We start from the raw sequence: 24,354 nt of genomic DNA on the forward strand, positions 1-24,354 counted from the left end.
CAGCGACCGGAGTCCGGTCGCTGCCGCGCGGGCACGTCCGTCAGCCCTTGACGGCGCCCTGCATGATGCCGGCGACGAGCTGGCGTCCCGCGAAGATGAACACGACGACCAGCGGGATCACCGAGAGCGTGACACCAGCCATGATGAGCGACATGTCCTTGAAGTACGTGGACTGGAGCAGCTGGACAGCCACCGGCAGGGTGGGGTTGGACGACCCGAGCACGATGAACGGCCAGAAGAAGTTCGTCCAGGAACCCACGAAGGTGAACAGTCCGAGCATCGCCGCGGCGGGACGGGCCGCCGGAAGAGCCACGTGGTAGAACGTGCGGATCATCGACGCCCCGTCCACGCGGGCGGCTTCGATGAGCTCGTAGGGGAGCGCACTCTCGAGGTACTGCGTCATCCAGAAGACACCGAAGGCCGTGACCATGCCGGGCACGATGACCGCGATGAGCTTGCCGGTCCAGCCGAGCTGCGACATCACGATGAACAGCGGGACGATGCCGAGCTGGGTCGGGACCGCGGTGGTCGCGACGACGAAGACGAGCAGCGGGCCACGCCCCCGGAACCGGAGCTTCGCGAACGAGTACCCGGCCAGCGTCGAGAAGATGACCACCGAGAGCGCCGTCACGGTCGAGATGATGAGCGAGTTGCCGAGCGCCTTCCAGAAGTGGATGTCCGCGGACAGCACCCGGCCGACGTTGTCGAAGAACTGACCCCGGGGGATGAGCGACGGGATCGGCGTCTGGGCGATGGTCCCGGCGTCCGAGCTGGCGAGCAGGAACGCGAAGTACAACGGGTACGCCGAGATGAGGATGACGGCGACCAGGATCACATAGGTGACCCAGCCCGGTCGGCGGTCGGAGCCTGCACCCTTGGTGGGGCGGCGACGTGCTGCCGCGCGGGCTGCGCCGGCTCCAGCCGTCTGGTGGATGACGGGGATCGAAGGCGCGCTCATCGCTTCTTCTTCTTTCCGGTCTTCGGGGCCCCATCGGAGGCGATGCGGCGGGTGAGGGAGAAGTTGATCAGCGCGAGGACGATGATGATGAGGAACAGGATCCACGCGACCGCTGCGGCTCGGCCGAAGCTCTTCTGCGCGCCCCATCCGACCTCGTAGAGGTACATCGTCACCGTCATCCACTGACGGTCGGCGCCGCCCTGGCCGGCCTGGTCGAACAGGCGCGGCTCGTCGAAGATCTGCAGGCCACCGATGGTCGAGGTCACGACCACGAAGATGATCGTGGGCCGCAGCATGGGGACCGTCACCGAGAAGAACTGCCGCAGGCGGTTCGCGCCGTCGAGGATCGCTGCCTCGTAGAGGTCGCGCGGCACCGCCTGCATCGCGGCGAGGAAGATGAGGGTGTTGTAGCCGATCCAGCGGAAGTTGACCATCGAGGCGATCGCGACGTGGCTGGCCAGGACGTCGGCGTGCCAGCGGATGGCGTCGATGCCGACGCTCCCGAGGATCGAGTTGATCATGCCGGAGTCGCTGGCGAAGAGCTTGCCGAAGATCAGCGAGACGGCCACGGGGGCCACGATGAACGGCAGCAGCACGCCCATGCGCCAGAAGGTCTTGGCCCGGAGGTTCGCGTCCAGCACGGCCGCGATGACGATCGCGATGAAGACCTGCGGGACGGACGAGAGCAGGAAGATGCTGAAGGTGTTGCGCAGGCCCTTCCAGAAGTTGGGCTGCTGCAGGACGTACGTGAAGTTCTCGAGCCCGACGAACTCGCCCTGGCCACCGATGAGGTGCCACTTGTGCATCGACACGAAGGCCGTGTACCCGAGCGGGAAGAGGCCGACGATCGCGAACAAGATGAAGAACGGGGAGATGTACAGGTAGGGCGAGATCTTGACGTCCCACCGGCCGAGCCGCTGGCTGAGGCCGACCCTGCGGGGCTGGCGATCGTCGGACCGGCTCGGCCTGTGGTCGAGCTTCGGCGTGGTGGAGGTGACCATCGGTTTCCTTCGAGGGCTACGAACAGGGCGCGGGCAGGGGTGGAGGTGGGGGGGGGGGGGGGGGGAAGACCCCCCCCCCCCCAGGGCCGATAACCCCCGGGGCGTCGGTGTGACCGACGCCCCGGCTCCGGGAGCATCAGCTACCCAGGGTGTTCACTGCCTCGAGGAACTTGTCCCACGACGCCGCGGCGTCGTCGGTCTTGTCCACGTCGACACGCGTGAGCGCGCTCTGCATCGCGTCGTTGACCGCGAAGTAGTTCGGGCCCTTGAACGGCGGGGTGTCCGAGATGGCGTTCGCCCGGTTGGCGAGGATCTCACCCGACGGGGCATTGTTGAAGAACGCGTTGGTGACGGAGGTCAGGTCGGGGCTGGACAGCGCCTCCTTCTGGCTCGGGAACGTGCCCTTGGCCTTGAACGCCTTGATCTGCTGCTCGGGGGCGGTCAGCCACGCGGCGAGCGCCTTGGCCTCCTCCGGGTGCGCCGACTGGGTCGGGACCGTCAGGAACGAGCCGCCCCAGTTGCCGCCGCCGCCGGGGAAGACATCGGCGATGTCCCAGCCGGTGACGCCCTTCGCGTTGCCCTCGATGACGCCGAGCATCCAGCCCGGCGCGAGCATCGTGGCGAAGCCGTCCGTCTGGAAGGAGGCCGTCCAGTCGTCGCTCCACTGCCCGAGGTGTGCCGACTGCGTCGCCGCAGCGGCCAGGACCTGGTTGTAGATGTCCTTGACGTCCGCGTTGTCCGCGGCGATGACCTCGTTGGTCTTCGGGTCCTCGTACGCCGCCTCGACCTGGTTGATCATGCCCTGGTACGTGGCACCGGCCGAGTCGAAGAACGGCTTGCCGCCGCTGTTGGCGACGTACGTGTCGCCGACCTCGAAGTACTTGTCCCAGGTGGCGTCGGCGCCGCCGAAGAGCTTGGCGACCTCGGCGCGGTCGGTCGGCAGACCGGCAGCGGCGAACAGGTCGGAGCGGTAGGCGATGACCTCCGGGCCGATGTCCGTGCCGTAGGCGATGAGGCGACCGTCGGCGTCCGTGGCCTGCTTGGTCTTCCACGGCAGCCAGCGACCCTCGACGTCGTCGGAGGTCAGGTCGACGAACTTGTCCGAGTACTGGAGCAGCTCGGGCAGCCAGTCGACCTCGATGGCCTCGATGTCCGACAGGCCGGAGCCCGCGGCGAGGCGCGTGTTGAGGTTGTCGCGGGCGTCGTTCGACGTCGCGGCCTTCTTGTGCTCGACCGTGATGTTCGGGTGGAGCTCCATGTACTCCTTGACCAGGTCCTCGTAGCCGAACTCGTTGAACGTGGCGACGGTGAGCGTGATCTTCTCGTCCGAGGACCCGGAGGACTCGCCGCTCCCGGCGTCCGAGCTACCGCAGGCGGAGGCGAGGAGGGCGATGCCCGTGACCCCGGCCGCGGCCGCCCACATCTTGCGTGTGGTCTTGCGCACTATGACTCCCTTGTCAGTCGACGGCGTCATCGCCGTACCCATGGGACACGCTCCGCCCGAACCGCCTGCGGCGGTGACGTCCGGCTCGTGTGGGCCTTGTGGACCCTCACGTGAGAACGCTCCCAGTCACTGTGTGCGGGAGCGTTCCCACGCGCTGCGGTGAACTCTGGCGGCCCCCTGGTCGGGTGTCAAGGTCGAACGCTGTCGAGAACCCCGTGGTAGCGATTCCACGGCTGCGTGTGTGCAGGTCAGAGCGTTGTGCGCGCCGTTGGTGTTACCGAATTGTTACGGCTGGGAGCCCGGTTCGTGATCTTCCAACCAGCGCCGCGCGACGTCCTCCTCGGAGCGCAGCGCGGTCTGGATGGCCGCGGCCGCGGCCTCCTCCACGGCGCCGGCGAACAGGGGGATCGCAGCCTTGAGCTCGCCCTCGTACGTCACGGTCGACGAGTCGGCGGTCCCGAGCAGCCGGATCGAGCCCGTCAGCCGCACGGGCGCGCCCGCGACCTCGACGACGACCGTGCCCTGCCGGTCGTCGCCGGTGGACGGCGCCTCCCACGCCTCGACCTGCCGCACGTCGATCTGCGCGCCGACGAAGGGCCGCATGTTCGTGGGGATCTGGTCGGTGGGCAGCGCGCGCCGGGTGGTCACGGTGAAGGCGCCGCCGTCCGCCGGCACGACGTCCACCTGCTGCTCGATCGCGCCGCTCGCGCGGACCTTCGCGTCGACGTAGAGCGGGTCGGCGAGCATGCGGGCGACGTCCGAGGGGGGCGCCGCCAGGGAGAAGCTGACGCGCAGGTGCACCGATCGGCCCCTTTCCTGGATGGAGGATCGTGCTGGTCGCGAAGGACCGCACGGGTCGAGGCTAGCGTCCCGCCCCGGACGCCGCGGCGATCGGTTGTCCGGCGCGCCTACGCTGGAGCCCGTGTCCACCCTGAGCGACCTCGCCACGCGCCATGCCTCGCTCGATGCTGCCGACCTCGAGTGGCTGCACCTGCTCGTCGGTGACTGGCAGGTCATCTCCGACCTGGCCTTCGCCGACCTCGTGATGTGGCTCCCGACAGCGGACGGCGACTTCATCGCCATCGCGCAGTGCCGCCCGAGCACGGGCGCGACCGTCCACTACGACGACGTCGTCGGGTCGCGCGCCCCGGACGGCCAGCGCCCCCAGCTGCAGCGCTCGCTCACCGAGGTCCGCGCGCTGCGTTCGCGCGAGCCGCGCTGGTTCGGCTCGTACGCCGTCCGGGAGGAGGCCGTCCCCGTGGTGCGCGCCGGGCGGGCGATCGCCGTGATCGCCCGGCAGACGAACCTCGGCGGCGCCCGGACCCCGAGCCGGCTCGAGCTCAACTACGTCGAGGCGGCGGACGAGCTCATGGGCATGATCGGTCGCGGCGAGTTCCCGGCGCCGAACGCCGCCACCGGACCCCGGCGAGGTGCGCCGCGCGTCGGCGACGGCCTCATCCGGCTGAACTCCGAGGGTGAGGTGCTGTACGCCAGTCCCAACGCGCTCAGCTGCTTCCACCGTCTGGGGGCGCTCGGCGACCTCGTCGGGCGCTCGCTCATCGAGGTCACGACCGAGCTCGTCGAGCACAAGGCACCCGTGGACGAGTCGATGCCGCTCGTCGTGATGGGTCGCGCACCGTGGCGCGTCGACATCGAGTCGCGTGGCGTCGTCCTGTCGCTGCGCGCCGTGCCGCTCACCGAGCGTGGTCAGCGGCTGGGTGCCGTGCTGCTGTGCCGGGACGTCTCGGAGCTGCGCCGACGCGAGCGCGAGCTCATCACCAAGGACGCGACGATCCGGGAGATCCACCACCGGGTCAAGAACAACCTGCAGACCGTCGCCGCGCTGCTGCGGCTCCAGTCGCGCCGGATGAGCAACCCCGAGGCCCGCGAGGCGCTCGACGAGGCCATGCGGCGGGTCGCGACCATCGCGCTCGTCCACGAGACGCTCTCGCAGACGCTCGACGAGTCGGTGCCGTTCGACGACCTGGTCGGGCGCAGCCTGCGGCTCGCCGCAGACGTCGCGTCGGCCGGCAGCAGCGTGCGGACGGTCGTGAGCGGGTCGTTCGGGCTCGTGCCGGCCGAGGACGCGACGGCGCTCGCGCTCGTGCTCACCGAGCTCGTGACGAACGCGGTCGAGCACGGCCTCTCGGCGGTGGGCGGCGGCACGGTCGAGGTCACCGCGGAGCGTGACGGGCAGGCGCTGCGGGTCGTCGTGGCCGATGACGGCGGTGGGCTGCCCGACTCCGCGGGCGCGGGCAGCGGGCTCGGCACGCAGATCGTGCAGACCCTCGTCGCGAACGAGCTGCGCGGCAGCATCGAGTGGGGTCCGCGCGAGGGTCGCGGCACGCAGGTCGTCCTCGAGGCGGTGCTGCGCAACCCCGGGCGCGAGACGGCCGGGTCGGGCTGATCCGCGATCCGCGACGGGCGTCGTGGCAGGAGCGGACATGACAGAGCCGCCGACAGCGGGGGGAGCTGTCGGCGGCTCTGCTTCAGTGGCACGGGATCGCGGCGCAGGGGGTGCCGCGACCTCGCGCGTCCAGGTGCTGACCGGGGGCGACCCGGGTCAGCGGGCTGTGGTCGTCAGCCGGCGCGGCGCTGGCGTGCGGTGCGACGCTTGAGCGCGCGGCGCTCGTCCTCCGACAGGCCGCCCCAGACGCCCGCGTCCTGACCGGACTCGAGTGCCCACTTGAGGCAGGTGTCGACGACCTCGCAGCGACGGCACACAGCCTTCGCCTCGTCGATCTGGAGCAGGGCGGGGCCGGTGTTCCCGATCGGGAAGAACAGTTCCGGGTCCTCGTCCAGGCATGCTGCGCGGTGGCGCCAGTCCATATGAGTACTCCTTGGCACAGGGCAAGCCAGGGCCTTCGACGAAGAGCTGCTGGCTTGGTGCGTGCAGCACGGGCACATCGATGTTGACGTGACGCGCGTGTGGGATCTGCAACGCACAAGGTGGGGGGATCAACTGCTGGATCCAGCCTCACACCTGCGGGCGCGCTGCACAAGGGTTTCACGCCAGGTGGATCGCCTCTGACCTGAGGTCTTGATCACACCTGGACGTGACCTGTGACGTGGTTGCTCACCATAACTGCTCCAGGGGGATCCGACCAACTCGGCCCGGGTGTCCCGTGCGACACGCCGTCCAAGGCCCTGACCTGGGCGTTCGTAGACAGGTGTCCAGGAAGGCGTCCCCGCACCGCCTCGACTCATCCGACCGGAGATCGCCTGACACGCCCGACCGGCCGCATGCGAGGCCCCCGCGGTCACGCCGCAGGCGCCTCCCGTAGGGTCGCCCCGTGACTGCCCGACGTCCCTCACGCCTGCTCGCCGCGATCTGCCTGCTCGTGCTCCTCGAAGCCGCCCTGCTGGTCGGGCTCGGGGTCGCGTTCGCGGTCGAGCTGGTGCGTGGCGCGCAGCTGCCCGCCGCGATGGTGTTCCTCGTCGTCTTCCTCGTCGCCGTCGCCGCTGTGCTCGGTGCGTCGGCCCGCGGCCTGTGGCGCGGTCGTCGGTGGGCGCGGTCGCCTGTGGTCACGTGGCAGCTCCTGCTCGTCGTGCTGTCGATCGGCTGGCTCCAGGTCGAGCCGAGCGCGTGGGCCGTCGCAGTGCTGGTCGGCGCGCTCGTGATCGTTGCCGGACTCGTGGTCCCCTCGGTCGTGGCTGCGACGACGGGCACCGCGGCGGGATCAGACCGGCCCGAGTAGGTCCGCGACCTGCACGGGGTGGACCTCCCTCCCGTGCACCAGCACGCCTCGACCCGACCCGTGCCCGCGCACCGGGTCCGCCGCCTGGTCGAGCGGCACCCCGAACACGTCGGCGGACCCGGCCTCGTGCGCGTCGAGCACGAGGCCGTTGCGCAGTGCCCGCAGCCGGGCGAGGGGTTCGCGGTAGGCCGTCGCGGCCCGGGCCGTGGACACCGAGGCCACGAGCCGGACCGGCGGCGCTCCCGACCCGGCGCCGCCGGCGGTCAGCCGGGCGAGCCGTTCGACCTCGAACGGGTTCAGCTGGTCGAGCAGGTCGAGATCGTCCACCATGACGACCCGCGGCCCGGCCGGGGGAACGGCGGGAGATGCCGGCGCCACGGCGCGGCCGTGCCGCTCGGACCGCTCGGACTGCTCGGACCGCTCGGGCTGCTCGAGGTGGTCGAGCAGCGTCGCCAGCTCGGAGGGCTCGCCGCACCACGCCAGGCCGGGCAGACGCGTGAGCAACGGGTCGGTCGCGACCAGGTGGACGGCGGCACCGCGCGTGACGAGACCCTCGGCGAGGACCCCCAACGCGGTCGAGCGACCCGAGCCGCCGGGCCCGACGACGAGCGCGCCGCGCGACACGTCGAGGCGCAGCACCTGCGCCCGGTCGCCCCCGCACCCGATCGGCACCCGGCAGACCTGCCCGGGGTCGTCGCGCACGTCGTGCTCCGACGTCGGCCCCAGATCGGCACGCCGGACGCGCCGAGGGACCGGTTCGAGCCGCAGCACGGGCTCGACCTGCCCGCCGGCCCCGGTGCGGGACCGCCCCCCGGCGGGTGGCAGCGGCGGCTCCTCGACGACCGCGACCTGGCACTCGCGGGCTCCGGCTGCCCCGAGGTGCACAGCGCGCCCGGGCGGCCGACGGCCGTGGGTGAGCTCGGTCGGGACCCCCGCGAGCACCTGGTCGACGGGGTCGGGCACCGCGAGCACGAGCCGGTCGCGGAAGTGGCCGGCCAGGGCCAGCACGGCGGCCGACGGGGCCGCGGTGACGGCCAGCGTGACGTCGCGCGAGCGTCCGTCGCGCAGCAGCTCCAGGAGACGCTCGGTCGCGGCGCCTCGGGCGACGGGCTCGAGGGCAGCGAGCACAGCCTCCAGCCCGTCCACGAGCACGAGCTGCGGACGTCGAGCGGCGCTCCGGTCCTGATCGTCGCCCGCACCTCCGGCGAGCGGGGGACGGGTGGCGAGGAGGGTGAGCAGCCGGGCCAGCCGGCGCGGGTCGGTCGGGTCGACGCGGGTGCCGAACAGGTCCCGTGGCCACGGCGCCAGGTCGATGCCGATCGCGTGCACGTCCCACCCGAGCTCGATCGCACCGGCGGCGAGCGTGCGCAGCGTCGTGGTCCGACCGGACCCCGGGCCCCCGAGCACGAGCAGATGGCCGCTGCCCGGGTCCCAGCGCACGGGCACGCGCCGCTGCTCGTCGGGGACGTCCGCGAGGGCGAGCGCGACGCCGCGGCGACCCTCCGCGGAGCCGCCGTCCGGGACGCAGGTGGCCGACGTCCCGACGAGCTCGGCGCGCGGGACCAGGTCCGGCAGCTCGGGCAGCCAGGGCGGATGCTGCACGACGTGGCCGGTCGCGGCCGCGCTGACGGCCGCGACGTACCGGTCCTCGTCGTCGTCCGCCCGGGCCCCGCCGCCGGCGACGTCCGCAGGCGACCGCGGGCTGCCGCCGTCGGCGCCGCCCCAGGGCGGTGCGGGCCGCACCGGCGCACGGGCTCCCGGCGCGCGGATCCGTGCGACCTGCAGGTGCTCGAGTGGTCCGCCACCGCGGCGCAGCACCGCGCGCCCGGGCCGGTCGGCGGGGACGGCCGCGGCGTCGGGCGCGTCGAGGACGTCGAGCGAGTCGGTGACGTCGGTGACGCGCAGCGCGACCCGCAGCGCGATGTTCGCGCGGAGCTCGGGCGTCACGGCGCCGGCGGGACGTTGTGTCGCGAGCACGAGGTGCATGCCGAGCGAGCGCCCCTGGGCGGCCAGACGGACCAGTCCGGGCACGAAGTCCGGCACCTCCTCGGCGAGCGCACGGAACTCGTCGACCACGACCAGCAGACGCGGCGGGGGCGGGGGACCGGGGCTCCCCGCGGCCCGCGCGGCCCACAGGCCCGCGAGGTCGGTGCAACCGGCCTCGGCGATCGCGTGCTCGCGTGCTCGCAGCTCGGCCCGCAGGCCGGTGAGGGCCCGGGTGGCCAGGTGCCCGTCGAGGTCGGTCACCTGGCCGACCACCTGGGGCAGCGCGGCGCACGGGCCGAAGCTGGCGCCGCCCTTGTAGTCGACGAGAGCGATCGCCAGCCGTTCGGGAGGGTGACGCAGCGCGAGGGAGAGGACCAGGGTGCGCAGCAGCGCCGACTTCCCGGCGCCTGTCGTGCCCGCGACGAGGGCGTGGGGGCCGTCGCGCACGAGGTCGACGTCCAGCGGACCGGCCGTGTCGGCGCCGAGTGTGGCGACCAGCCCGTCGGGCGCCGATGACCACGCCCGGGCGATCGCATCGGCGTCGGGGGCAGGTACGCCGGTCAGGTCGCCGAGCGCGACCTCGGCGGGCAGGGGACGCGCAGCCCCTCCGACACCCGCCCGGAGACCCGCGACGCGCCGTGCCTGCGTCTCGGCCCACCGGGCGCCCACGGCCTGGAGGGGGACGGGGCGCCGTACCCCGTCAGTGCTGAGCTCGGCCCGTCCGGCCGCGACGTGCAGCAGGGCGCGGCACCAGGCGGGGACGGCGGCCGCCGTGGGGGCGACGAGCACCAGCCGAGGGTCCACGTCGTCCGGGGCGCCCGCCGCACGAGGGCTGCCCACCGAGCCAGGGGTGCCCGCCGGGAGGGCAGCGAGCGAGGCCGGGCCGTCCACCAACGTCACACCGGGTTCGCCCAGACCGTCGGGCACGGGGTGCGCGAGCCATCGTGCCCAGGACCACTCGGCGAGGTGCGAGGGGTCGGCCTGCACCGCGAGGGTGCGCGACCCGTGGCTGCCGACGGCTCCGAGCGCGAGCCACCGCGCCGCACCCAGGGCGAGCTCGCGCGGCCCGACGACGGCGATCGCGTGCCGTGGCCCGAACCGCTCGTCGGCGACCCGCGGCGCCCCGGTGCCGACCACGGCACCCAGCGTGGCCCAGGTGAGCTGCGCCGGGTCGTCGAGCGGCGCCGGCGCGACCTCGCCGGGCGTCAAGGCTCCCGGGTCGGCACGCGCCCGTCGCCGCTCGCCCACGAGCTGGACGAGGGCGAGGGCAGGTGCGAGCAGGGCGCAGAGCAGCAGCACCGTGTGGCCGGTCGTGGCGGCCAGAGCGGCCGAGCCCACGGTGGGTGCGACCCAGGTCCACGCCGACGTGCCGACGCCGGGTCGTGCCGCACGGTGCCCGGTGGGGGGCGCGTCGGCCCGCGCGGGGTCGCGCACCTCGAGCACTGTGGCCCCCACGTGCAGCCGGTCGCCCGCGCGCAGCCGGACCCACCGCGGCCCGAGGCGACGTGCGCGTCGCAGCCGCAGTCCCGGACCTCCCCGCCGGGCAGGTTCGATCCGCGTCCCGTTGGCCGATCCGCAGTCGCGGGCCCGGACCGTGCCGGCGGACCCGCGCAGCTCGACGTGGCGCGCCGACAGCAGCCCGTCGCGGAGCGCGAGGCGCGCGGGGCGCGGGCCGCCCGCCACGAGGTCGTCGTCGGGCCCCCTGCGCCCGACGACGAGCCTGTGCTCCAGTCCCACGAGGTGCCCCGCGTCCGGGCCGACCGCCACCGCCACGTGCAGCGGAGCGCGCCGCGCCGCCTCGTCGGAGGGCTCGTGGCCCCGGCCGAGGCAGAGCGTGGCCCCCGCGACGAGCGGGGGCTGCCCGCACCGGTCGGTGTCCTGCACCGCGCGGTGCCCCACCGCGAGCCGTGCCCCGCGCGCGACCCAGCCCGCGTGGCCCGTGAGCCCTGCGAGGTGGGGACGCAGCTCGCGCAGCGCCAGGCCGTCGAGGACGTCGACGTCGAGCGAACGAGTGGCTCCGGTGGGGTCGGCGGGATCGGGGCCCTGCACGGTGAGTCGCACCGGCGGAGCATCGCCGACCTGGGTCGCGGCCGACCTGCGCCGGTGGCGGACGGGGGACGGGTGCCCCGCCCACAGGGGCGCAGGTCGGCCGGTGGTCTCAGTCCACCGCGAGGGCCGCCACGGGGGACGTGCGTGCCGCCGCACGGCCCGGCACCACCGAGGCCAGCAGGCCGGCGACCAGGGCGACCAGGACCACGACCGCCAGGTCGCGCCACGGCACCGCGAGCGACACGCCACCGAACGTCCCGAGCATCGTCGCGGAGCCGGCCCAGCCGTACAGCAGCCCCATGGCGGCGCCCAGCACCGCACCGACCCCGGAGATGAGCATCCCCTCGACCGCCAGCATCCACCGCAGCTGGCGCCGCGAGAGACCGATCGCCCGCAGCGTGGCGGACTCGCGGCGTCGTTCGAGCACCGACAGCGACAGCGTGTTGGCGACACCGACCAGGGCGATCACGACCGCGACGGCGAGCAGGCCGATGACGATCGCGAGCATCGTGTCGATGATGCTCTGGAGCTGTGCACGCTCGACCGCCGAACCCTCGATGTTCACGGGGGTGTCCACCAACGCGTCCTGGATCGAGGCGAACGACCCCGCGACGTCGTCGATGTCGGCGAGCTGCACCCACAGCGCGCTGGGAGCCGCTGAGGGGGCGAGCAGCCTCAGCGTCGACGGCGTCACGAGCGCTGCCGACCCACCGAAGTCGGTGACCTCGACGCGGAGCACGGCGACAGCGGCACCGGGTACCCCGCCGTCGTTCGCATAGATCTGCACGGGCACCTGGTCGCCCTGCTCGACCCCCAGCCGGGAGGCGATGTTCGGGCGCATCACGATCGTCGAGTCGGTCAGGGCGGAGGCCGCCGCTGACGTCCGCATGACCCGAGCGGCGTCCGTGGGCTCGATCCCCTGCAGGCCGACCCACTCGCCGTCGGTCGCGTCCGCAGCGCCGGCCCGGCCGACGGATGCGTCGGCGAGGAGCACCGACGCCGTCTCGCGGACACCCGCGACGTCCGTGACGGCGTCCGTGACGCTCTGGGGCAGCGCGTCGTACACGCCGGCCTCGCTCGACGTCGCGCTGACCGACACGTCCACCGGGTAGGTGCTGTCGAGCTGATTCCCGAGCGTGCTCCGAGCGCTCGCGGCCCCCGTGCTCATGAGCGCGACGAGCGTGACGCCGATGAGCAGGGCCGTGCTCGTGGCGGCCGTGCGTCGCGGGTTGCGGACCGTGTTGGCTGCCGCGAGCCGGGCGCTGGTCCCCGTCCGGGCGACCAGCCGTCCCGCGAGAGCCACGATCCGGGGCACCCAGAAGACGGCCCCGAGCAGCACCCCGACGAACGACAGCGTGCCGCCCGCCACGCCGGCCAGCAGTCCGGTCATCGGGTCTTCCCGGCCCGCGAGGACGCCCAGCGCCAGGGCGCCGAGACCCAGCACGACGCACACAGTCGACAGCACCAGCCGGACCCGGCTCGAGCGCGAGGCGATCGCCGGGGCGTCCGCCGGCCGCAGCGCCGCGACAGGGGTGACCCGTGTCGCAGCCCGTGCCGGCAGGAGCGCCGCGAGCACAGTCACGATGGTGCCCACCAGGAGCGGCGCGAGGATGACCGACGGAGTGATCGCGACCGTCGCGGGCAACGGGACGTCGAGGTCGGTGCCGCGCAGCACCACGAGCGTGACCTGGGCGAGGACCGTGCCGGACACGAGCCCCACGCCGGAGGCTGCGATCCCCAGCAGGGCGGCCTCGACGATCACGGAGAAGCGCAGCTGCCTCTTGCCGGCCCCGACGCACCGCAGCAACGCGAGCGTGCGGGTCCGCTGGGCGACGAGCACCTGGAACGTGTTGGAGATGACGAGTGCGGCGACCAGCAGCGCGATCGCGGCGAAGCCGAGCACCACCACGGTGAGCACGTCCTTGCCGTCCGTCAGGCCCGCGATCCTCTCCTGGGCTGCCTCGTCCTTGGTCCGCACCGCCGCGTCCGGCACGGTGGCGGCGACCTCGGCCCGGGCCACGGCCGGGTCGGCCCCGGCCGCGAGGACGATCAGTGTCGACCCGCTCGCGGCGTCCGCGAGCGTGTCGACGCCCGCCCAGGTCACGGCGTCCTCGGCTGTCACGACGGCTGCGCCGCCGATCGCGGAGTACGCGCCCTGCGGGTCCGCGAGCAGCCCGACGACACGCTGGTCGACCTTCTCGGTGGTCGCCACGACGGCGTCCTCGTCGGCCTCGCCGTCCGTGGCGTCCTCGTCGGCGGCCTCGGTGGTGCCCGTCGAAGGTGCCCAGGTCGTGAAGGACGCGGTGAGCTCGTCGCCCACCTCGACGTGCAGTCGCTCGGCCAGCTCGGTCGGCAGGGCGATCTCGCCTCTCGCGGCCGGCAGGGCGCCCTCGGTGACGGTCTGCACGTCGAGCCGCGGGTCGGACGCCCGGGGGACCACCGTCGTCCAGACCCGCGCACCACCGTGCGCCATCTCGACCTCGACCTCGGCCATGGGCTGGACGGCGTCGACCGAGGGCAGTGCCGCGACCTCCTCGACCTGGTCGGCCGTGAGCCGGCTCGTGACCAGGTCGGCCTGCGCGAAGCCCGAGGTGACCGCGTCGTAGCTCGTCCGCGTGATGATCGCGCCGGCGATGAGCGTCGCGGCGACGAACGCCGTGCCGATCGCGATCGCTATGCCCCCCGCGGCCAGCCGCCCGAGGCTGCGCCGCATCTGGGCCAGAGTCAGTCGCAGCATCAGGCACCCACCACCGGGGTCGTGCCCGTGACCGGGGGCTGCTCGTCGAGCTGGCGCAGGGCGTCGAGACCCGCGAGCACCGACTCGGGCGTGGGGTCGGCGATGTCCCCGGCGATCTTGCCGTCCGCGAGCAGGACCACGCGGTCCGCGTACGCCGCAGCGGTGGGGTCGTGCGTGACCATGATGATCGTGCGCCCGAGCTCGCGCACCGAGCGGCGCAGGAAGCTCAGCACCTCGGCGCCCGAGCGGGAGTCCAGGTTCCCCGTCGGCTCGTCGGCGAAGACGACCTCCGGCTTCGCGATGAGTGCGCGGGCGATCGCGACGCGCTGCTGCTGGCCGCCCGACAGCTCGGACGGGCGGTGCGTGAGCCGGGCGCCGAGGCCCAGGGTCTGCACGAGCGTGTCGAACCAGGGGCGGTCCACGGGGGCTCCGGCGAGCTCGAGCGGCAGCGTGATGTTCTGCTCCGCGGTGAACATCGGCAGCAGGTTGAACGACTGGAAGACGAAGCCCACCCGGTCGCGGCGCAGCCGGGTCAGGGCGTCGTCGCCGAGCGCGGTGATGTCGGTCTCGCCGAGGAACGCCCGCCCCGACGACGCGGAGTCGAGCCCCGCGAGCAGGTGCATGAGCGTCGACTTGCCCGAGCCGGACGGCCCCATGATCGCGGTGAAGGCACCCTGGGCGAAGTCGACGTCGACACCGGCGAGCGCGTGCACCGCCGAGGCGCCGTGCCCGTAGACCTTGGTGAGGTCACGGGCCCGTGCCGCGAGCGCGGTCGTGAGCGGGGCCGCCGGGGGGCGGGTCGGGTCGGTGGTCTGCCAGACGGTCGTGTCCACGACTACTCCAGGGATCGGCACGGTGGGACGTCCACGACGCTACGGTCCCGCCCGCGACCCCCGCGTCGGGCCGTGGTCGGGTCGTGACCTCATCCCTGAGGGGGAGCGCCACACCGCCCGGTGCGACCTGGGGTCCCCGACCTCAGGAGCCGGGACGGACGAGCCCGGTCTCGTAGGCGACGACCACGGCCTGCACACGGTCGCGCACGCCGAGCTTGGCCAAGATGCGGCCCACGTGCGTCTTGACGGTCGCCTCGGCCACGAACAGGTCCTGCCCGATCTCGGTGTTCGACCGGCCGCGTGCCATGTGCACGAGCACCTCGCGCTCGCGGTCGGTGAGGTCCTGGACCGCACGGTGGGCCGGGTCGGCGTCGTGCGCGAGCTGCTCGGGCGGCAGCGCGGTCACGAGGTGCTCGAGCAGGCGGCGGGTGCTCGACGGTGCGATGACGGCGTCGCCGTGATGGATGGTGCGGATCGCACCGAGCATCTCCTCGGGGGGAGCGTCCTTGAGCAGGAAGCCGCTCGCACCTGCCCGGATCGCGGAGAGCACGTACTCGTCGAGGTCGAACGTGGTGAGCACGATGACCCGCGGTGCGGGGGCGTCCGCGGTGCCGGCGGCCGTGATCGCGGCGGTCGCCGCGAGACCGTCCATGGTCGGCATGCGCACGTCCATGAGGACCACGTCGACCTGCCCGTGGGCCGGTGGCGTCGGGCCGGGCGTGAGCGCGCGCACCGCCTGGGCGCCGTCGCCCGCCTCGAGCACGACCTCGAGGTCGGGCTGCGAGTCGATGACCATGCGGAACCCTGCCCGCACGAGCTGCTGGTCGTCGACGAGCGCGACCTTGATCGTGCCGTTCATGCGGGGCGCCGGGTCGTCATCGGGGTTCTCTCCTGGGGGTCGTGCGGTGCTGCGACGGGGGTCGCCGCGAGGGTCTCGGGGTGCGTCGGCTGGTGGTCGTCGGGGGCGGGGGGCAGCGGCAGCTCGGCGCGCACCCGGAAGCCGCCGCCGGGGCGCGGGCCCGCGGTGACGCTGCCGCCGAACATCGCGGCCCGCTCCCGCATGCCGAGCAGCCCCTGGCCCAGGCCGTCAGACTCGGCCGCCGCACCGCGCCCGTCGTCGCTGACCTCGAGCCGGATCGCCGCGGACTTCCACTGCACGAGCACTGTCACCGACGGGTCCGGCCCTGCGTGCTTGAGCACGTTGGTGAGCGACTCCTGGCAGATGCGGTAGACGGTGAGCCCGGCACCGGGCGGCAGCCGGCGCGGGGTGCCCATCCGCACGAGCGAGATGCGCACCCCGCTGGCGCGGACCTGCTCGACGAGCGTCTCGAGCTCACCCCCGTCGGGCTGCGGCGCGGTCGGGCCGACGGCGCCGTCACCCGGTGCGCCCGTGGCACCCGCCGGGAGCACGAGGCCGGGCGTCCGGTCGGGCGCGGTGTCCTCGGTGCGCAGCACGCCCAGCAGCCGTCGCATGTCGGCGAGCGCGGCGCGTCCCGTCTCGGAGATGGTGCCGAGCGCGCGGGTCGCGGCGGCGGGGTCGGCGTCGGCCGCGTACCGCCCGCCGTCGGCCTGCGCGATGATGACGCTCAGGGAGTGGGCCACGATGTCGTGCATCTCGCGTGCGATGCGGGCCCGCTCGGCCGACGTGGCGATGCGGGACTGCTGGTCGCGCTCGACCTCGAGCCGGTGCGCGCGGTCGACCAGGGCATCGATCGTCAGGCGCCGCTGGCGTCGGACGAGCCCGAACGCCCACACGGCGAGCGCGATCGTCCCAGCGAAGGCCGTCATCCAGAGCGCGGGGACCATGTCGTGGGCGATGCCGCTGCCGAAGGAGGCGACGGCCACCACGGCTGAGCCGACGAGGGCACCCGTGATCGCGACGCGGTGCGCCCACCGCGGGCCGTGCACCGTCACGGAGTAGAGCGCAGCGAGAACCGCCAGGTCGGCGGGCAGCAGCAGCGGGTAGCCGAGCAGCATGTGCAGCAGCGCCGCGAGGTACACCGAGACGACCGACGCGGTCGGGTGCGAGCGGCGCCACGCGAGCGGGGCCACCACCGCGACGGACAGCACCAGCGTCATGCCCGTCTGCCCGCGGGACGTCACCTCGTGCGTGATGGGGACGACGACGAGGGCGACGGCCGCTGTGAGCGTCGCGTCGATCACGAACCGGTGGGCCGCTTCCCACCGGTTCACACGCTCCCACCAGCTCATCAGGCGAGCGTAGACGGCCGGGCTGGACGGCGGCTCCGCCCGGGGTCGGACCGGTCGGACGGCCCGTCAGACCCCGGGGGGACCCCTGTCGGCTCCGTGTTCACCTGGCGAAGGAGGCCGTTGCGCGTCGCGCACGGGTACCGGACCCACCCATGACCTAGCATGGGCCGATGACCCACGTGCTGCTGGCGGAGGACGACCCCGCAATTGCCGAGCCTTTGGCCCGTGCGCTCGGGCGTGAAGGTTATGACGTGCACGTGCAAGGAACCGGTCAAGGAGCGATCGACCACGCCGGCGAGGCCGACCTGGTCGTGCTGGACCTCGGGCTGCCCGACATGGACGGGCTCGACGTCGCCCGCGCGATCCGGAACCAGGGCCTGACGACGCCCGTGCTGGTGCTCACGGCACGCGCCGACGAGGTCGACCTCGTCGTCGGGCTCGACGCCGGCGCCGACGACTACGTGACCAAGCCGTTCCGGCTCGCCGAGCTGCTCGCCCGCGTACGGGCGCTCCTGCGCCGCACCGTCGGCGACACGATCGAGGAGGACGAGCTGCACGCGCAGAACGTGCGCGTCGACGTCGCCGCGCACCGCGCGTTCCAGGGCGAGCGCGAGCTCCACCTCACGGCCAAGGAGTTCGACCTGCTGCGGGTGCTCGTCGGAGCCGCGGGCACCGTGGTCGCCCGCGACACGCTCATGCGCGAGGTGTGGGGATCGGACCCGTCCGGCTCCACCAAGACCCTCGACATGCACGTCTCCTGGCTGCGTCGCAAGCTCGGCGACGACGCGAACGCGCCGCGCTACGTCACGACCGTACGCGGCATGGGATTCCGGTTCGAGACCGGCGAGGGCGACCGGGGCTGACGTGCGGCGTCGGGTCCTCCAGTCGACGATCGCCGCGGTCACCGTCGCGGTCGTCCTGCTCGGCTTCCCCCTCGTCTTCCTCGTCGCCCAGCTGGTCCGTGAGAACGAGGTGCGCGACCTCGAGGCGCGCGCGGCAGCGATCTCCCGCACCGTCGACTTCCGCCTCGAGGAGAAGATCCCGCTCACCGAGCGCATGCTCGAGCCGTACACCGGCGGGGACGGGGCGCTCGAGGCGAGCGTGTTCGTCGTGGACCCGGACGGTGGCCGGTTCCAGGCCGGACCCACGATCGACGGCCGCACCGTGTCGGTCGAGGTCGTCTCCCCGAACGGTGCCACCGTGTCGCTGGACGCCTCGTGGTGGGACGTCTTCTGGCTCAGCGCCCGCGTCATCGCCCTCGTCTTCGTCGCGGCGGTCGTCGCGTTCGGAGCCGGCATCGCGATGGCCATCTGGCAGGCCAACCGGCTCGCCGCGCCTCTCGTGTACCTCGCCGCGTCGGCCGAGCAGCTGGGCTCGGGGCAGGTCCGTCCCCAGGTGCGCCCGTCAGGCGTGGAGGAGATCGACCTCGTCGCGGCCGAGCTCGCCCGCAGCGCCGACCGGATGGCCGGGCGCCTGGCCGCCGAGCGGCAGTTCGGAGCCGACGCCTCGCACCAGCTCCGCACCCCCCTCACCGCGCTGTCCATGCGGCTCGAGGAGATCGCCCTCGCGGCGCACGAGCCCGAGGTCCGCGAGGAGGCCCGCATCTCGCTCGAGCAGGTCGAACGCCTCGTGACGGTGGTCGACGACCTGCTCACCCGCTCGCGTCGCGCCCAGGGCGGCACGACCGAGGCCGTGCGGCTGCTCGACGTGCTCCACCAGCAGGAGGAGGAGTGGGCCCCGGCGTACGCCGCTGCGCGCCGACGCCTCGTCGTCGACATCGACCCAGAGACGCAGGTTCTCGCGACACCCGGCGCGCTCGCGCAGGTCGTCGCGACGCTGCTCGAGAACTCGCTCAAGCACGGCGGCGGGACGACCACCGTCCGGTCCCGGCCCAGCGGGGCGTCCGGCGCCGTCGTGATCGAGGTCGCCGACGAGGGTGACGGCGTGCCCGACGAGCTCGCCCCGCGCATCTTCGAGCGTGAGGTCACCTCCGGGGCCGGCACCGGCCTCGGGCTCGCGCTCGCTCGCGACCTGGCCTCGGCCGACGGCGGGCGCCTCGAGCTGGCCCAGCGTCGTCCCGCGGTGTTCGCGTTGTTCCTCGCGGGGGTCCCGGCATCTCTTGCACCTGACGTGGTGCTGCCGCGCGGGTCGATCATCTCGCCGCGCCGCGACCGGCGGTGGCGCTGACCGTCCGGTGACGGTCTGCTCGGTCCGGTGCGCCCCGTCGAGGGCGGGAGGCGGTCAGGGGCGGCCGAGGGCCCGGTACGTCCACCCCGCCTGGCGCCAGGTCGCCGGGTCGAGGACGTTGCGGCCGTCGAGCATCCGACGCGCGTTGACGACCTTCCCGAGGACGACCGGATCGAGCTCGCGGTACTCGGCCCACTCGGTCGCAAGGAGCACCACGTCGGCACCCTCGGCGGCCTCGAGGGCCGTCGGTGCGAAGCGCAGGTCCGGCCACTTCAGGCGCGCGTTGTCGATGGCCTGCGGGTCGGTCACCGTCACATGGGCGCCCTGGAGCTGCATCTGCGCGGCGACCGACAGCGCCGGCGAGTCGCGGACGTCGTCGCTCATCGGCTTGAAGGCCGCGCCGAGCACGGCGATGCGCCGGCCGACGATCGAGCCGCTGCACATCTCCCGTGCCAGGTCGACCATGCGGACCCGGCGCCGCATGTTGATCGCGTCGACCTCACGCAAGAACGACAGCGCCTGGTCGACGCCGAGCTCGCCCGCACGGGCCATGAACGCGCGGATGTCCTTGGGCAGGCAGCCACCGCCGAAACCCAGCCCCGCGTTCAGGAACCGCCGACCGATCCGTTCGTCGTAGCCGATCGCGTCGGCCAGCCGGGTCACGTCGGCACCGGTGGCCTCGCACAGCTCGGACATGGCGTTGATGAACGAGATCTTGGTGGCCAGGAACGAGTTGGCTGCGACCTTGACCAGCTGCGCGGTGGCGTAGTCGGTGACCACGAGCGGGGTCCCGTCGCTGAGCGAGACCGAGTAGACCTCGTCGAGGGCCTGTCGCGCCTTCTCGCCTGCCTCGGTGATCTGCCCGGCCGTGCCGGTGGGCAGACCGTAGACGAGGCGGTCCGGGTGCAGCGTGTCCTGGACCGCGAAGCCCTCCCGGAGGAACTCGGGATTCCAGATGAGCGTCGCCCCGGTGTCCTCGAGCCGCTCGGCGAGCGCCTCAGCGGTACCGACCGGCACCGTCGACTTGCCGACGACGACGTCGCCCTCCGTGAGGTGCGGCAGCAGCATCGCGAACGCCTGCTCGACGTGCGTCAGGTCGGCACCGAACTCGCCACGCTTCTGCGGCGTGCCCACGCAGATGAAGTGCACCCGGGCACCGGCCGCGTCGGCCATGTCCGTGCTGAACGTCAGATGGCCCGAGCTGACGCTGCCGGTCAGGAGCTCGGGGAGCCCAGGCTCGAAGAACGGCGCTCTCCCGGCTGCGAGCGAGACGACCTTGTCGGCGTCGACGTCGATGCCGATGACGTCGTGGCCGAGGCTCGCCATCGCCGCTGCGTGCACCGCGCCGAGGTAGCCGCAACCGATGACAGATATGCGCACGACGACTCCTCGGCAGGGGGTACCAGGCCGCTCAATCTAGCGTGCGGATTGCCCCTTTGTGCCCGAATCGTCCCATCCTGTCTACCCGTTCGAGGCCGCTGTCGATCCCGAACAGGTGTCGCCCCTCAGGCGGGGTCGAAGTCTCCTTCAGGGTCGGCGGGCAGCTGCACGGGCGGCGGCGGTGGAGCGGCGGCGTCCTCGCGAGCGGTGAACACCAGCTTCTTGTAGCCGATGTAGCGCACGATCGTGCCCAGCACGATGCCCAGGATCGTCGAGACGTTGTCCTCGAGCGGGGTGCGCAGGTCCAGCACGTAGTGCGAGAACGCGAGCGTGCCGATCCCGATGAGCACGCCGACCACGTTGATGACGGCGTACAGCAGGAGCTCGCGCCCACGCCGGGTCGTCTTGTGCGCCGAGAAGGTCCAGTAGCGGTTGCCGAGCCACGAGACGAGCGTCGCCGCCGCGACCGAGATCACCTTCGCTGTGATCGGCTTGTCCCGGAGCAGGTCGCCCGGGCCGAACCGGAGCAGGTTGAACAGCCCGAGGTCGACGACGAACGAGACGGCCCCCACCGACAGGAAGCGGGAGATCTCGAGGAGGCGGGCGCGCGTGAAGCCCAGGCGGCGCGGCCCGGCGGCGGAGGCGGTCACTGATCGACCCTATGCCCCGACGCCCCTGACCCGCCTGTGAGGAGACCATGAGCGGTGCGGCACGCAGCGGCGCCCCGGGAGGCCGGTGATCGAGTCGTGGGCGCCGTGCCAGGTCGCCCGAGCCCTCGACTAGGCTCCCGGTCTGTGGCAGCACCAGTGGTGGCAGTGGTCGGCGGCGGGCAGCTCGCCCGCATGATGGCACCCGCGGCGACCGCGCTCGGGGTGCACCTGCGGGTGCTCGTCGAGGACGGCGGGTCGTCCGCGGCGCAGGTCGTGGTCGACTCCCCGGTCGGTGCGGCCAGCGACCCCGGCGCCGTCCTGGCGCTGGTCGACGGGGCGCGGGTGCTGACGTTCGAGCACGAGCACGTGCCCCACGCCATCCTCGAGGATCTCGTGGGTCGCGGTGTGGCGGTGCGCCCCGGTCCGGCCGCGCTCGTGCACGCCCAGGACAAGAAGGTCATGCGCGAGCGGCTCGAGGCCCTCGACGTCCCGTGCCCGCGCTGGGCCCCGGTCTCGAGCCCCGACGAGCTCACGGACTTCCTTGCGGCGACCGGCGGGACCGCCGTGGTCAAGACGGTGCGCGGCGGCTACGACGGCAAGGGCGTGCGCGTCGTGCACTCGGCCGCCGACGTCGCCGACTGGCTCGCCGCCGCGGTCGACGGCACGGGTGCGGCGCTGATCGCCGAGGAGAAGGTGCCGTTCACGCGCGAGCTCGCTGTGCTCGTCGCTCGGTCGCCCTCGGGTGAGGTCCGCACGTGGCCCGTCGTGGAGTCCGTGCAGGAGAACGGGGTGTGCGCCGAGGTCATCGCGCCCGCCCCCGACCTGCACCCGGGGACCGACGAGGAGGCGCACCGGATCGCCGTGCGCGTCGCAGAAGGGCTGGGGGTCACCGGGGTGCTCGCCGTCGAGCTCTTCGAGGTCGCCGCCGCCGAGGGCGGGGCCCCCCGGGTCTTCGTGAACGAGCTGGCCATGCGCCCGCACAACTCGGGCCACTGGACGATCGACGGTGCGGTGACCAGCCAGTTCGAGCAGCACCTGCGGGCCGTGCTCGACCTGCCGCTCGGTGACCCCTCGCCGCGCGCGCCGTGGACCGTCATGGTGAACGTGCTGGGCTCGACCCGCGACGAGCTGACCGACGGCCTGGCTGACGTGACCCGGCTGGACCCGTCGGCCAAGGTGCACCTGTACGGCAAGGGAGTGCGACCCGGGCGCAAGCTCGGCCACGTGAACATCTCGGGCGACGACCTGCCCGACGTGCGGGCCCGCGCCCGCGCCGCCGCCGCGCTGCTGCGCGGGGACGCCACCGCATGACCGGAAGGACCACGACAATGGGTGCTCAGCCGCTGGTCGGCATCGTCATGGGGTCGGACTCCGACTGGCCCGTCATGCAGGCGGCCGCCGAGGCCCTCGCCGAGTTCGACGTCCCCGTCGAGGTCGACGTGGTCTCGGCCCACCGCCAGCCCGACAAGATGGTCGAGTACGGACGTACCGCCGCAGCGCGCGGGCTGCGGGCCGTGATCGCCGGGGCCGGCGGAGCCGCGCACCTGCCCGGCATGCTCGCCGCCGTGACGACGCTGCCCGTGATCGGGGTCCCTGTGCCGCTCGCGTACCTCGACGGCATGGACTCGCTGCTCTCGATCGTGCAGATGCCCGCGGGTGTCCCCGTCGCGACCGTCTCGATCGGTGGGGCGCGCAACGCCGGGCTGCTCGCCGTGCGGATCCTCGCCTCGGGCACCGACGCCGATGCCACCCGGCTCGCGGCCGCGATGTCGGCGTTCCAGGACGGGCTGCGCGAACAGGCTGACGCGAAAGGTGAGCGGCTGCGCGCCTCGGCCGGTGACGGGCAGCGCCGGACGATCGGTTTCGGCGGCTGACACGTCGGCCCACGTGCCTCGCGGTGCGGGGGTGTCAGCCCGCGGGCATGCCGCCTGTCGGGCCCACGGGCCAGGTTCCCGCAGCGACCGCCGCGAAGAACGGGCCGGTCTGGTCGGGGTCCAGGCGCACGGTCGAACCGACGTTGCCCGGCCGGTAGTCGAGGTCGACGATCGGCGGGGTACCCGTGATGCCGCCCTCGCCCTTGGCGTTGCGGAACGCGATCGCCAGGCTCGCCAGGTCGACGATGCCCGTTCCGTCGCTCACCGTCAGGGCGCCGGTCCCGGCGGTGATCAGGTCGACCTGCTTGCCCGGCTGGAACACCAGACCGGGGCTCTCGACCGTGCCCGTGATCGCGCCGATGAGCTGCTGCTGGCGTTCCGCGCGACCGATGTCGCCCTCGGGGTCGGCCTTGCGCATCCGGGCGAAGGCCAGGGCGTCGACACCGCCGACCGTGCGGCAGCCGGGCGTCCAGACCATGCCCGAGTCCGCGTCGTCGACAGTGAGGTCGGAGCACAGCTCGACCCCGCCCACCGCGTCGACCAGCTGCTCGATCCCGCCGAACCCGACCTCGACGTAGTGGTCGACCGTGAGCCCGGTGAGCTGTTCGACCGTCTGCACGAGCAGCGGGGCACCGCCCCACGCGAACGCCGAGTTGATCTTGGACGGGTCGTGGCCCGGGATCTCGACGTACGTGTCGCGCGGGAGGCTGATCAGCGCCGTCGGGCCGCTGTCGGGCACGTGCAGCAGCATGATCGTGTCGGTGCGGGCACCCGTCGTCTCGGAGTCCTCGATGATGCCGCCCTCGCGCGAGTCCGAGCCCGCGAGCAGGTACGTCGTGCCCGGCGTGCCGGCCGCTCCCGAGAGCGCGTCGACGTGCGAGATCTTGCCGTTCGCCCACACCAGCAGGCCGATCGGCCAGGCCAGGAGCAGGACCAGCACCAGGGCGGCCGCGATCAGGGTGCGGCGTCGGCGCGACCCGTGCGCCCGGGTGGGTGCGGTGGCCTCGGACGTCGGTGCGGTCGCGGGACGTCTGCCGTCGACGGCCGGGCGTCCGGACGCGGGCCGGGCAGGTGGTGTCGGGCCGCTCGTCCCTCGACCGGTCGGCGCCGAAGGTCGTCCGGGCACCCGAACGGGCGGTGCCTGTGCCGGGCGTGGTGCGCCTGAGGTCCGCGCCGAGGGGGCCGGGGCGACCGACGGCGGTCGTGCCGGGTCAGCAGGTCGGGCCTGGTCGCGCGATCGCGGCGCGGGCGGTGCGGGTGGCGTGCGTCCCACCCGGACGGCGTCCGGCTGAGCGGGTGGCCGGGCGGTGCTCGCGCCGGGAGCGAAGCTCGGGGGTACGGACGCC

Annotated in this window: 19 protein-coding genes; 6 read left to right on the plus strand and 13 right to left on the minus strand. The window is 73.4% G+C overall.

Annotated elements, in window-relative coordinates:
• Positions 1-40 precede the first annotated feature (40 nt).
• The 4 genes from ACGIF2_RS14300 to ACGIF2_RS14315 form a co-directional block, all read right to left on the minus strand.
• Complete coding sequence (locus ACGIF2_RS14300) at positions 41-958, minus strand: carbohydrate ABC transporter permease (RefSeq protein ID WP_396047763.1); 918 nt, start codon at positions 956-958, stop codon at positions 41-43.
• Complete coding sequence (locus ACGIF2_RS14305) at positions 955-1,959, minus strand: carbohydrate ABC transporter permease (protein WP_396047765.1); 1,005 nt, start codon at positions 1,957-1,959, stop codon at positions 955-957. Before ACGIF2_RS14305 ends, ACGIF2_RS14300 begins: the two co-directional genes overlap by 4 nt.
• Before the next feature lie 136 nt (positions 1,960-2,095).
• Positions 2,096-3,382 (minus strand): extracellular solute-binding protein, encoded by a 1,287-nt coding sequence (locus ACGIF2_RS14310; RefSeq protein WP_396047829.1) that lies wholly within the window; start codon positions 3,380-3,382, stop codon positions 2,096-2,098.
• Between the two features lie 306 nt (positions 3,383-3,688).
• Positions 3,689-4,204, minus strand: a complete 516-nt coding sequence (locus ACGIF2_RS14315) for a DUF2505 domain-containing protein (protein WP_396047767.1) — start codon at positions 4,202-4,204, stop codon at positions 3,689-3,691.
• A gap of 121 nt (positions 4,205-4,325) precedes the next feature.
• Here ACGIF2_RS14315 and ACGIF2_RS14320 point away from each other — a divergent pair, with 121 nt between their 5' ends.
• A complete protein-coding gene (locus tag ACGIF2_RS14320; protein ID WP_396047769.1) occupies positions 4,326-5,810 on the plus strand; it encodes a sensor histidine kinase in 1,485 nt (494 codons plus the stop codon).
• A 173-nt stretch (positions 5,811-5,983) separates the two neighbouring features.
• Here the strand turns inward: ACGIF2_RS14320 and ACGIF2_RS14325 are convergent, their stop codons facing one another.
• Positions 5,984-6,232: a WhiB family transcriptional regulator gene (locus tag ACGIF2_RS14325; protein WP_396047771.1), complete on the minus strand. Its 249-nt coding sequence runs from the start codon at positions 6,230-6,232 to the stop codon at positions 5,984-5,986.
• A 464-nt stretch (positions 6,233-6,696) separates the two neighbouring features.
• Here ACGIF2_RS14325 and ACGIF2_RS14330 point away from each other — a divergent pair, with 464 nt between their 5' ends.
• Complete coding sequence (locus tag ACGIF2_RS14330) at positions 6,697-7,101, plus strand: hypothetical protein (RefSeq protein ID WP_396047773.1); 405 nt, start codon at positions 6,697-6,699, stop codon at positions 7,099-7,101.
• Here the strand turns inward: ACGIF2_RS14330 and ACGIF2_RS14335 are convergent.
• The 5 genes from ACGIF2_RS14335 to ACGIF2_RS14355 form a co-directional block, all read right to left on the minus strand.
• A complete protein-coding gene (locus tag ACGIF2_RS14335) occupies positions 7,084-11,148 on the minus strand; it encodes an FtsK/SpoIIIE domain-containing protein (RefSeq protein ID WP_396047775.1) in 4,065 nt (1,354 codons plus the stop codon). The two genes, ACGIF2_RS14330 and ACGIF2_RS14335, sit on opposite strands and share 18 nt — an antisense overlap.
• Before the next feature lie 97 nt (positions 11,149-11,245).
• Entirely contained in the window at positions 11,246-13,873 is a 2,628-nt protein-coding gene (locus ACGIF2_RS14340) for an FtsX-like permease family protein (protein WP_396047777.1), read from the minus strand.
• Positions 13,873-14,706 (minus strand): ABC transporter ATP-binding protein, encoded by an 834-nt coding sequence (locus tag ACGIF2_RS14345; protein WP_396047779.1) that lies wholly within the window; start codon positions 14,704-14,706, stop codon positions 13,873-13,875. The genes ACGIF2_RS14340 and ACGIF2_RS14345 overlap by 1 nt, the downstream gene beginning before the upstream one ends.
• A gap of 142 nt (positions 14,707-14,848) precedes the next feature.
• Positions 14,849-15,565, minus strand: coding sequence for a response regulator (locus ACGIF2_RS14350; protein ID WP_396047781.1), 717 nt, complete (start codon positions 15,563-15,565; stop codon positions 14,849-14,851).
• On the minus strand, positions 15,562-16,917 hold the full coding sequence (locus tag ACGIF2_RS14355; protein ID WP_396047783.1) for a sensor histidine kinase: 1,356 nt from the start codon (positions 16,915-16,917) through the stop codon (positions 15,562-15,564). The genes ACGIF2_RS14350 and ACGIF2_RS14355 overlap by 4 nt, the downstream gene beginning before the upstream one ends.
• A gap of 170 nt (positions 16,918-17,087) precedes the next feature.
• Between ACGIF2_RS14355 and ACGIF2_RS14360 the strand changes: the two genes are divergently transcribed.
• Both ACGIF2_RS14360 and ACGIF2_RS14365 read left to right on the plus strand, forming a co-directional pair.
• The gene (locus ACGIF2_RS14360) at positions 17,088-17,780 is read left to right on the plus strand and encodes a response regulator transcription factor (protein WP_396047785.1); all 693 of its coding nucleotides are present in this window, start codon (positions 17,088-17,090) and stop codon (positions 17,778-17,780) included.
• Between the two features lies 1 nt (position 17,781).
• Positions 17,782-19,104, plus strand: coding sequence for an ATP-binding protein (locus tag ACGIF2_RS14365; protein WP_396047787.1), 1,323 nt, complete (start codon positions 17,782-17,784; stop codon positions 19,102-19,104).
• Positions 19,105-19,158: 54 nt separating this feature from the next.
• Here ACGIF2_RS14365 and ACGIF2_RS14370 read toward each other — a convergent pair whose 3' ends face one another.
• On the minus strand, positions 19,159-20,484 hold the full coding sequence (locus ACGIF2_RS14370) for a UDP-glucose dehydrogenase family protein (RefSeq protein WP_396047789.1): 1,326 nt from the start codon (positions 20,482-20,484) through the stop codon (positions 19,159-19,161).
• 125 nt (positions 20,485-20,609) lie between these two features.
• Positions 20,610-21,134, minus strand: coding sequence for a GtrA family protein (locus ACGIF2_RS14375; RefSeq protein ID WP_396047791.1), 525 nt, complete (start codon positions 21,132-21,134; stop codon positions 20,610-20,612).
• A 144-nt stretch (positions 21,135-21,278) separates the two neighbouring features.
• Between ACGIF2_RS14375 and ACGIF2_RS14380 the strand changes: the two genes are divergently transcribed.
• A complete protein-coding gene (locus ACGIF2_RS14380; protein ID WP_396047793.1) occupies positions 21,279-22,445 on the plus strand; it encodes a 5-(carboxyamino)imidazole ribonucleotide synthase in 1,167 nt (388 codons plus the stop codon).
• A 17-nt stretch (positions 22,446-22,462) separates the two neighbouring features.
• On the plus strand, positions 22,463-23,008 hold the full coding sequence (gene purE, locus ACGIF2_RS14385) for a 5-(carboxyamino)imidazole ribonucleotide mutase (RefSeq protein WP_396047795.1): 546 nt from the start codon (positions 22,463-22,465) through the stop codon (positions 23,006-23,008).
• Positions 23,009-23,042: 34 nt separating this feature from the next.
• Here the strand turns inward: purE and ACGIF2_RS14390 are convergent, their stop codons facing one another.
• Complete coding sequence (locus ACGIF2_RS14390) at positions 23,043-24,134, minus strand: LCP family protein (protein ID WP_396047797.1); 1,092 nt, start codon at positions 24,132-24,134, stop codon at positions 23,043-23,045.
• Positions 24,135-24,354: the final 220 nt, after the last annotated feature.

It is taken from the genome of Cellulomonas sp. P22, from assembly GCF_044392165.1.

What these genes read in the sequence shown, in the direction of transcription:
- ACGIF2_RS14300 (WP_396047763.1), bottom strand. Translation starts at nt 958, where the DNA reads ATGAGCGCGCCTTCGATCCCCGTCATCCACCAGACGGCTGGAGCCGGC.
- ACGIF2_RS14305 (WP_396047765.1), bottom strand. Translation starts at nt 1,959, where the DNA reads ATGGTCACCTCCACCACGCCGAAGCTCGACCACAGGCCGAGCCGGTCC.
- ACGIF2_RS14310 (WP_396047829.1), bottom strand. Translation starts at nt 3,382, where the DNA reads ATGTGGGCGGCCGCGGCCGGGGTCACGGGCATCGCCCTCCTCGCCTCC.
- ACGIF2_RS14340 (WP_396047777.1), bottom strand. Translation starts at nt 13,873, where the DNA reads ATGCTGCGACTGACTCTGGCCCAGATGCGGCGCAGCCTCGGGCGGCTG.
- ACGIF2_RS14360 (WP_396047785.1), top strand. Translation starts at nt 17,088, where the DNA reads ATGACCCACGTGCTGCTGGCGGAGGACGACCCCGCAATTGCCGAGCCT.
- ACGIF2_RS14350 (WP_396047781.1), bottom strand. Translation starts at nt 15,565, where the DNA reads ATGAACGGCACGATCAAGGTCGCGCTCGTCGACGACCAGCAGCTCGTG.
- ACGIF2_RS14325 (WP_396047771.1), bottom strand. Translation starts at nt 6,232, where the DNA reads ATGGACTGGCGCCACCGCGCAGCATGCCTGGACGAGGACCCGGAACTG.
- ACGIF2_RS14355 (WP_396047783.1), bottom strand. Translation starts at nt 16,917, where the DNA reads ATGAGCTGGTGGGAGCGTGTGAACCGGTGGGAAGCGGCCCACCGGTTC.
- purE (WP_396047795.1), top strand. Translation starts at nt 22,463, where the DNA reads ATGGGTGCTCAGCCGCTGGTCGGCATCGTCATGGGGTCGGACTCCGAC.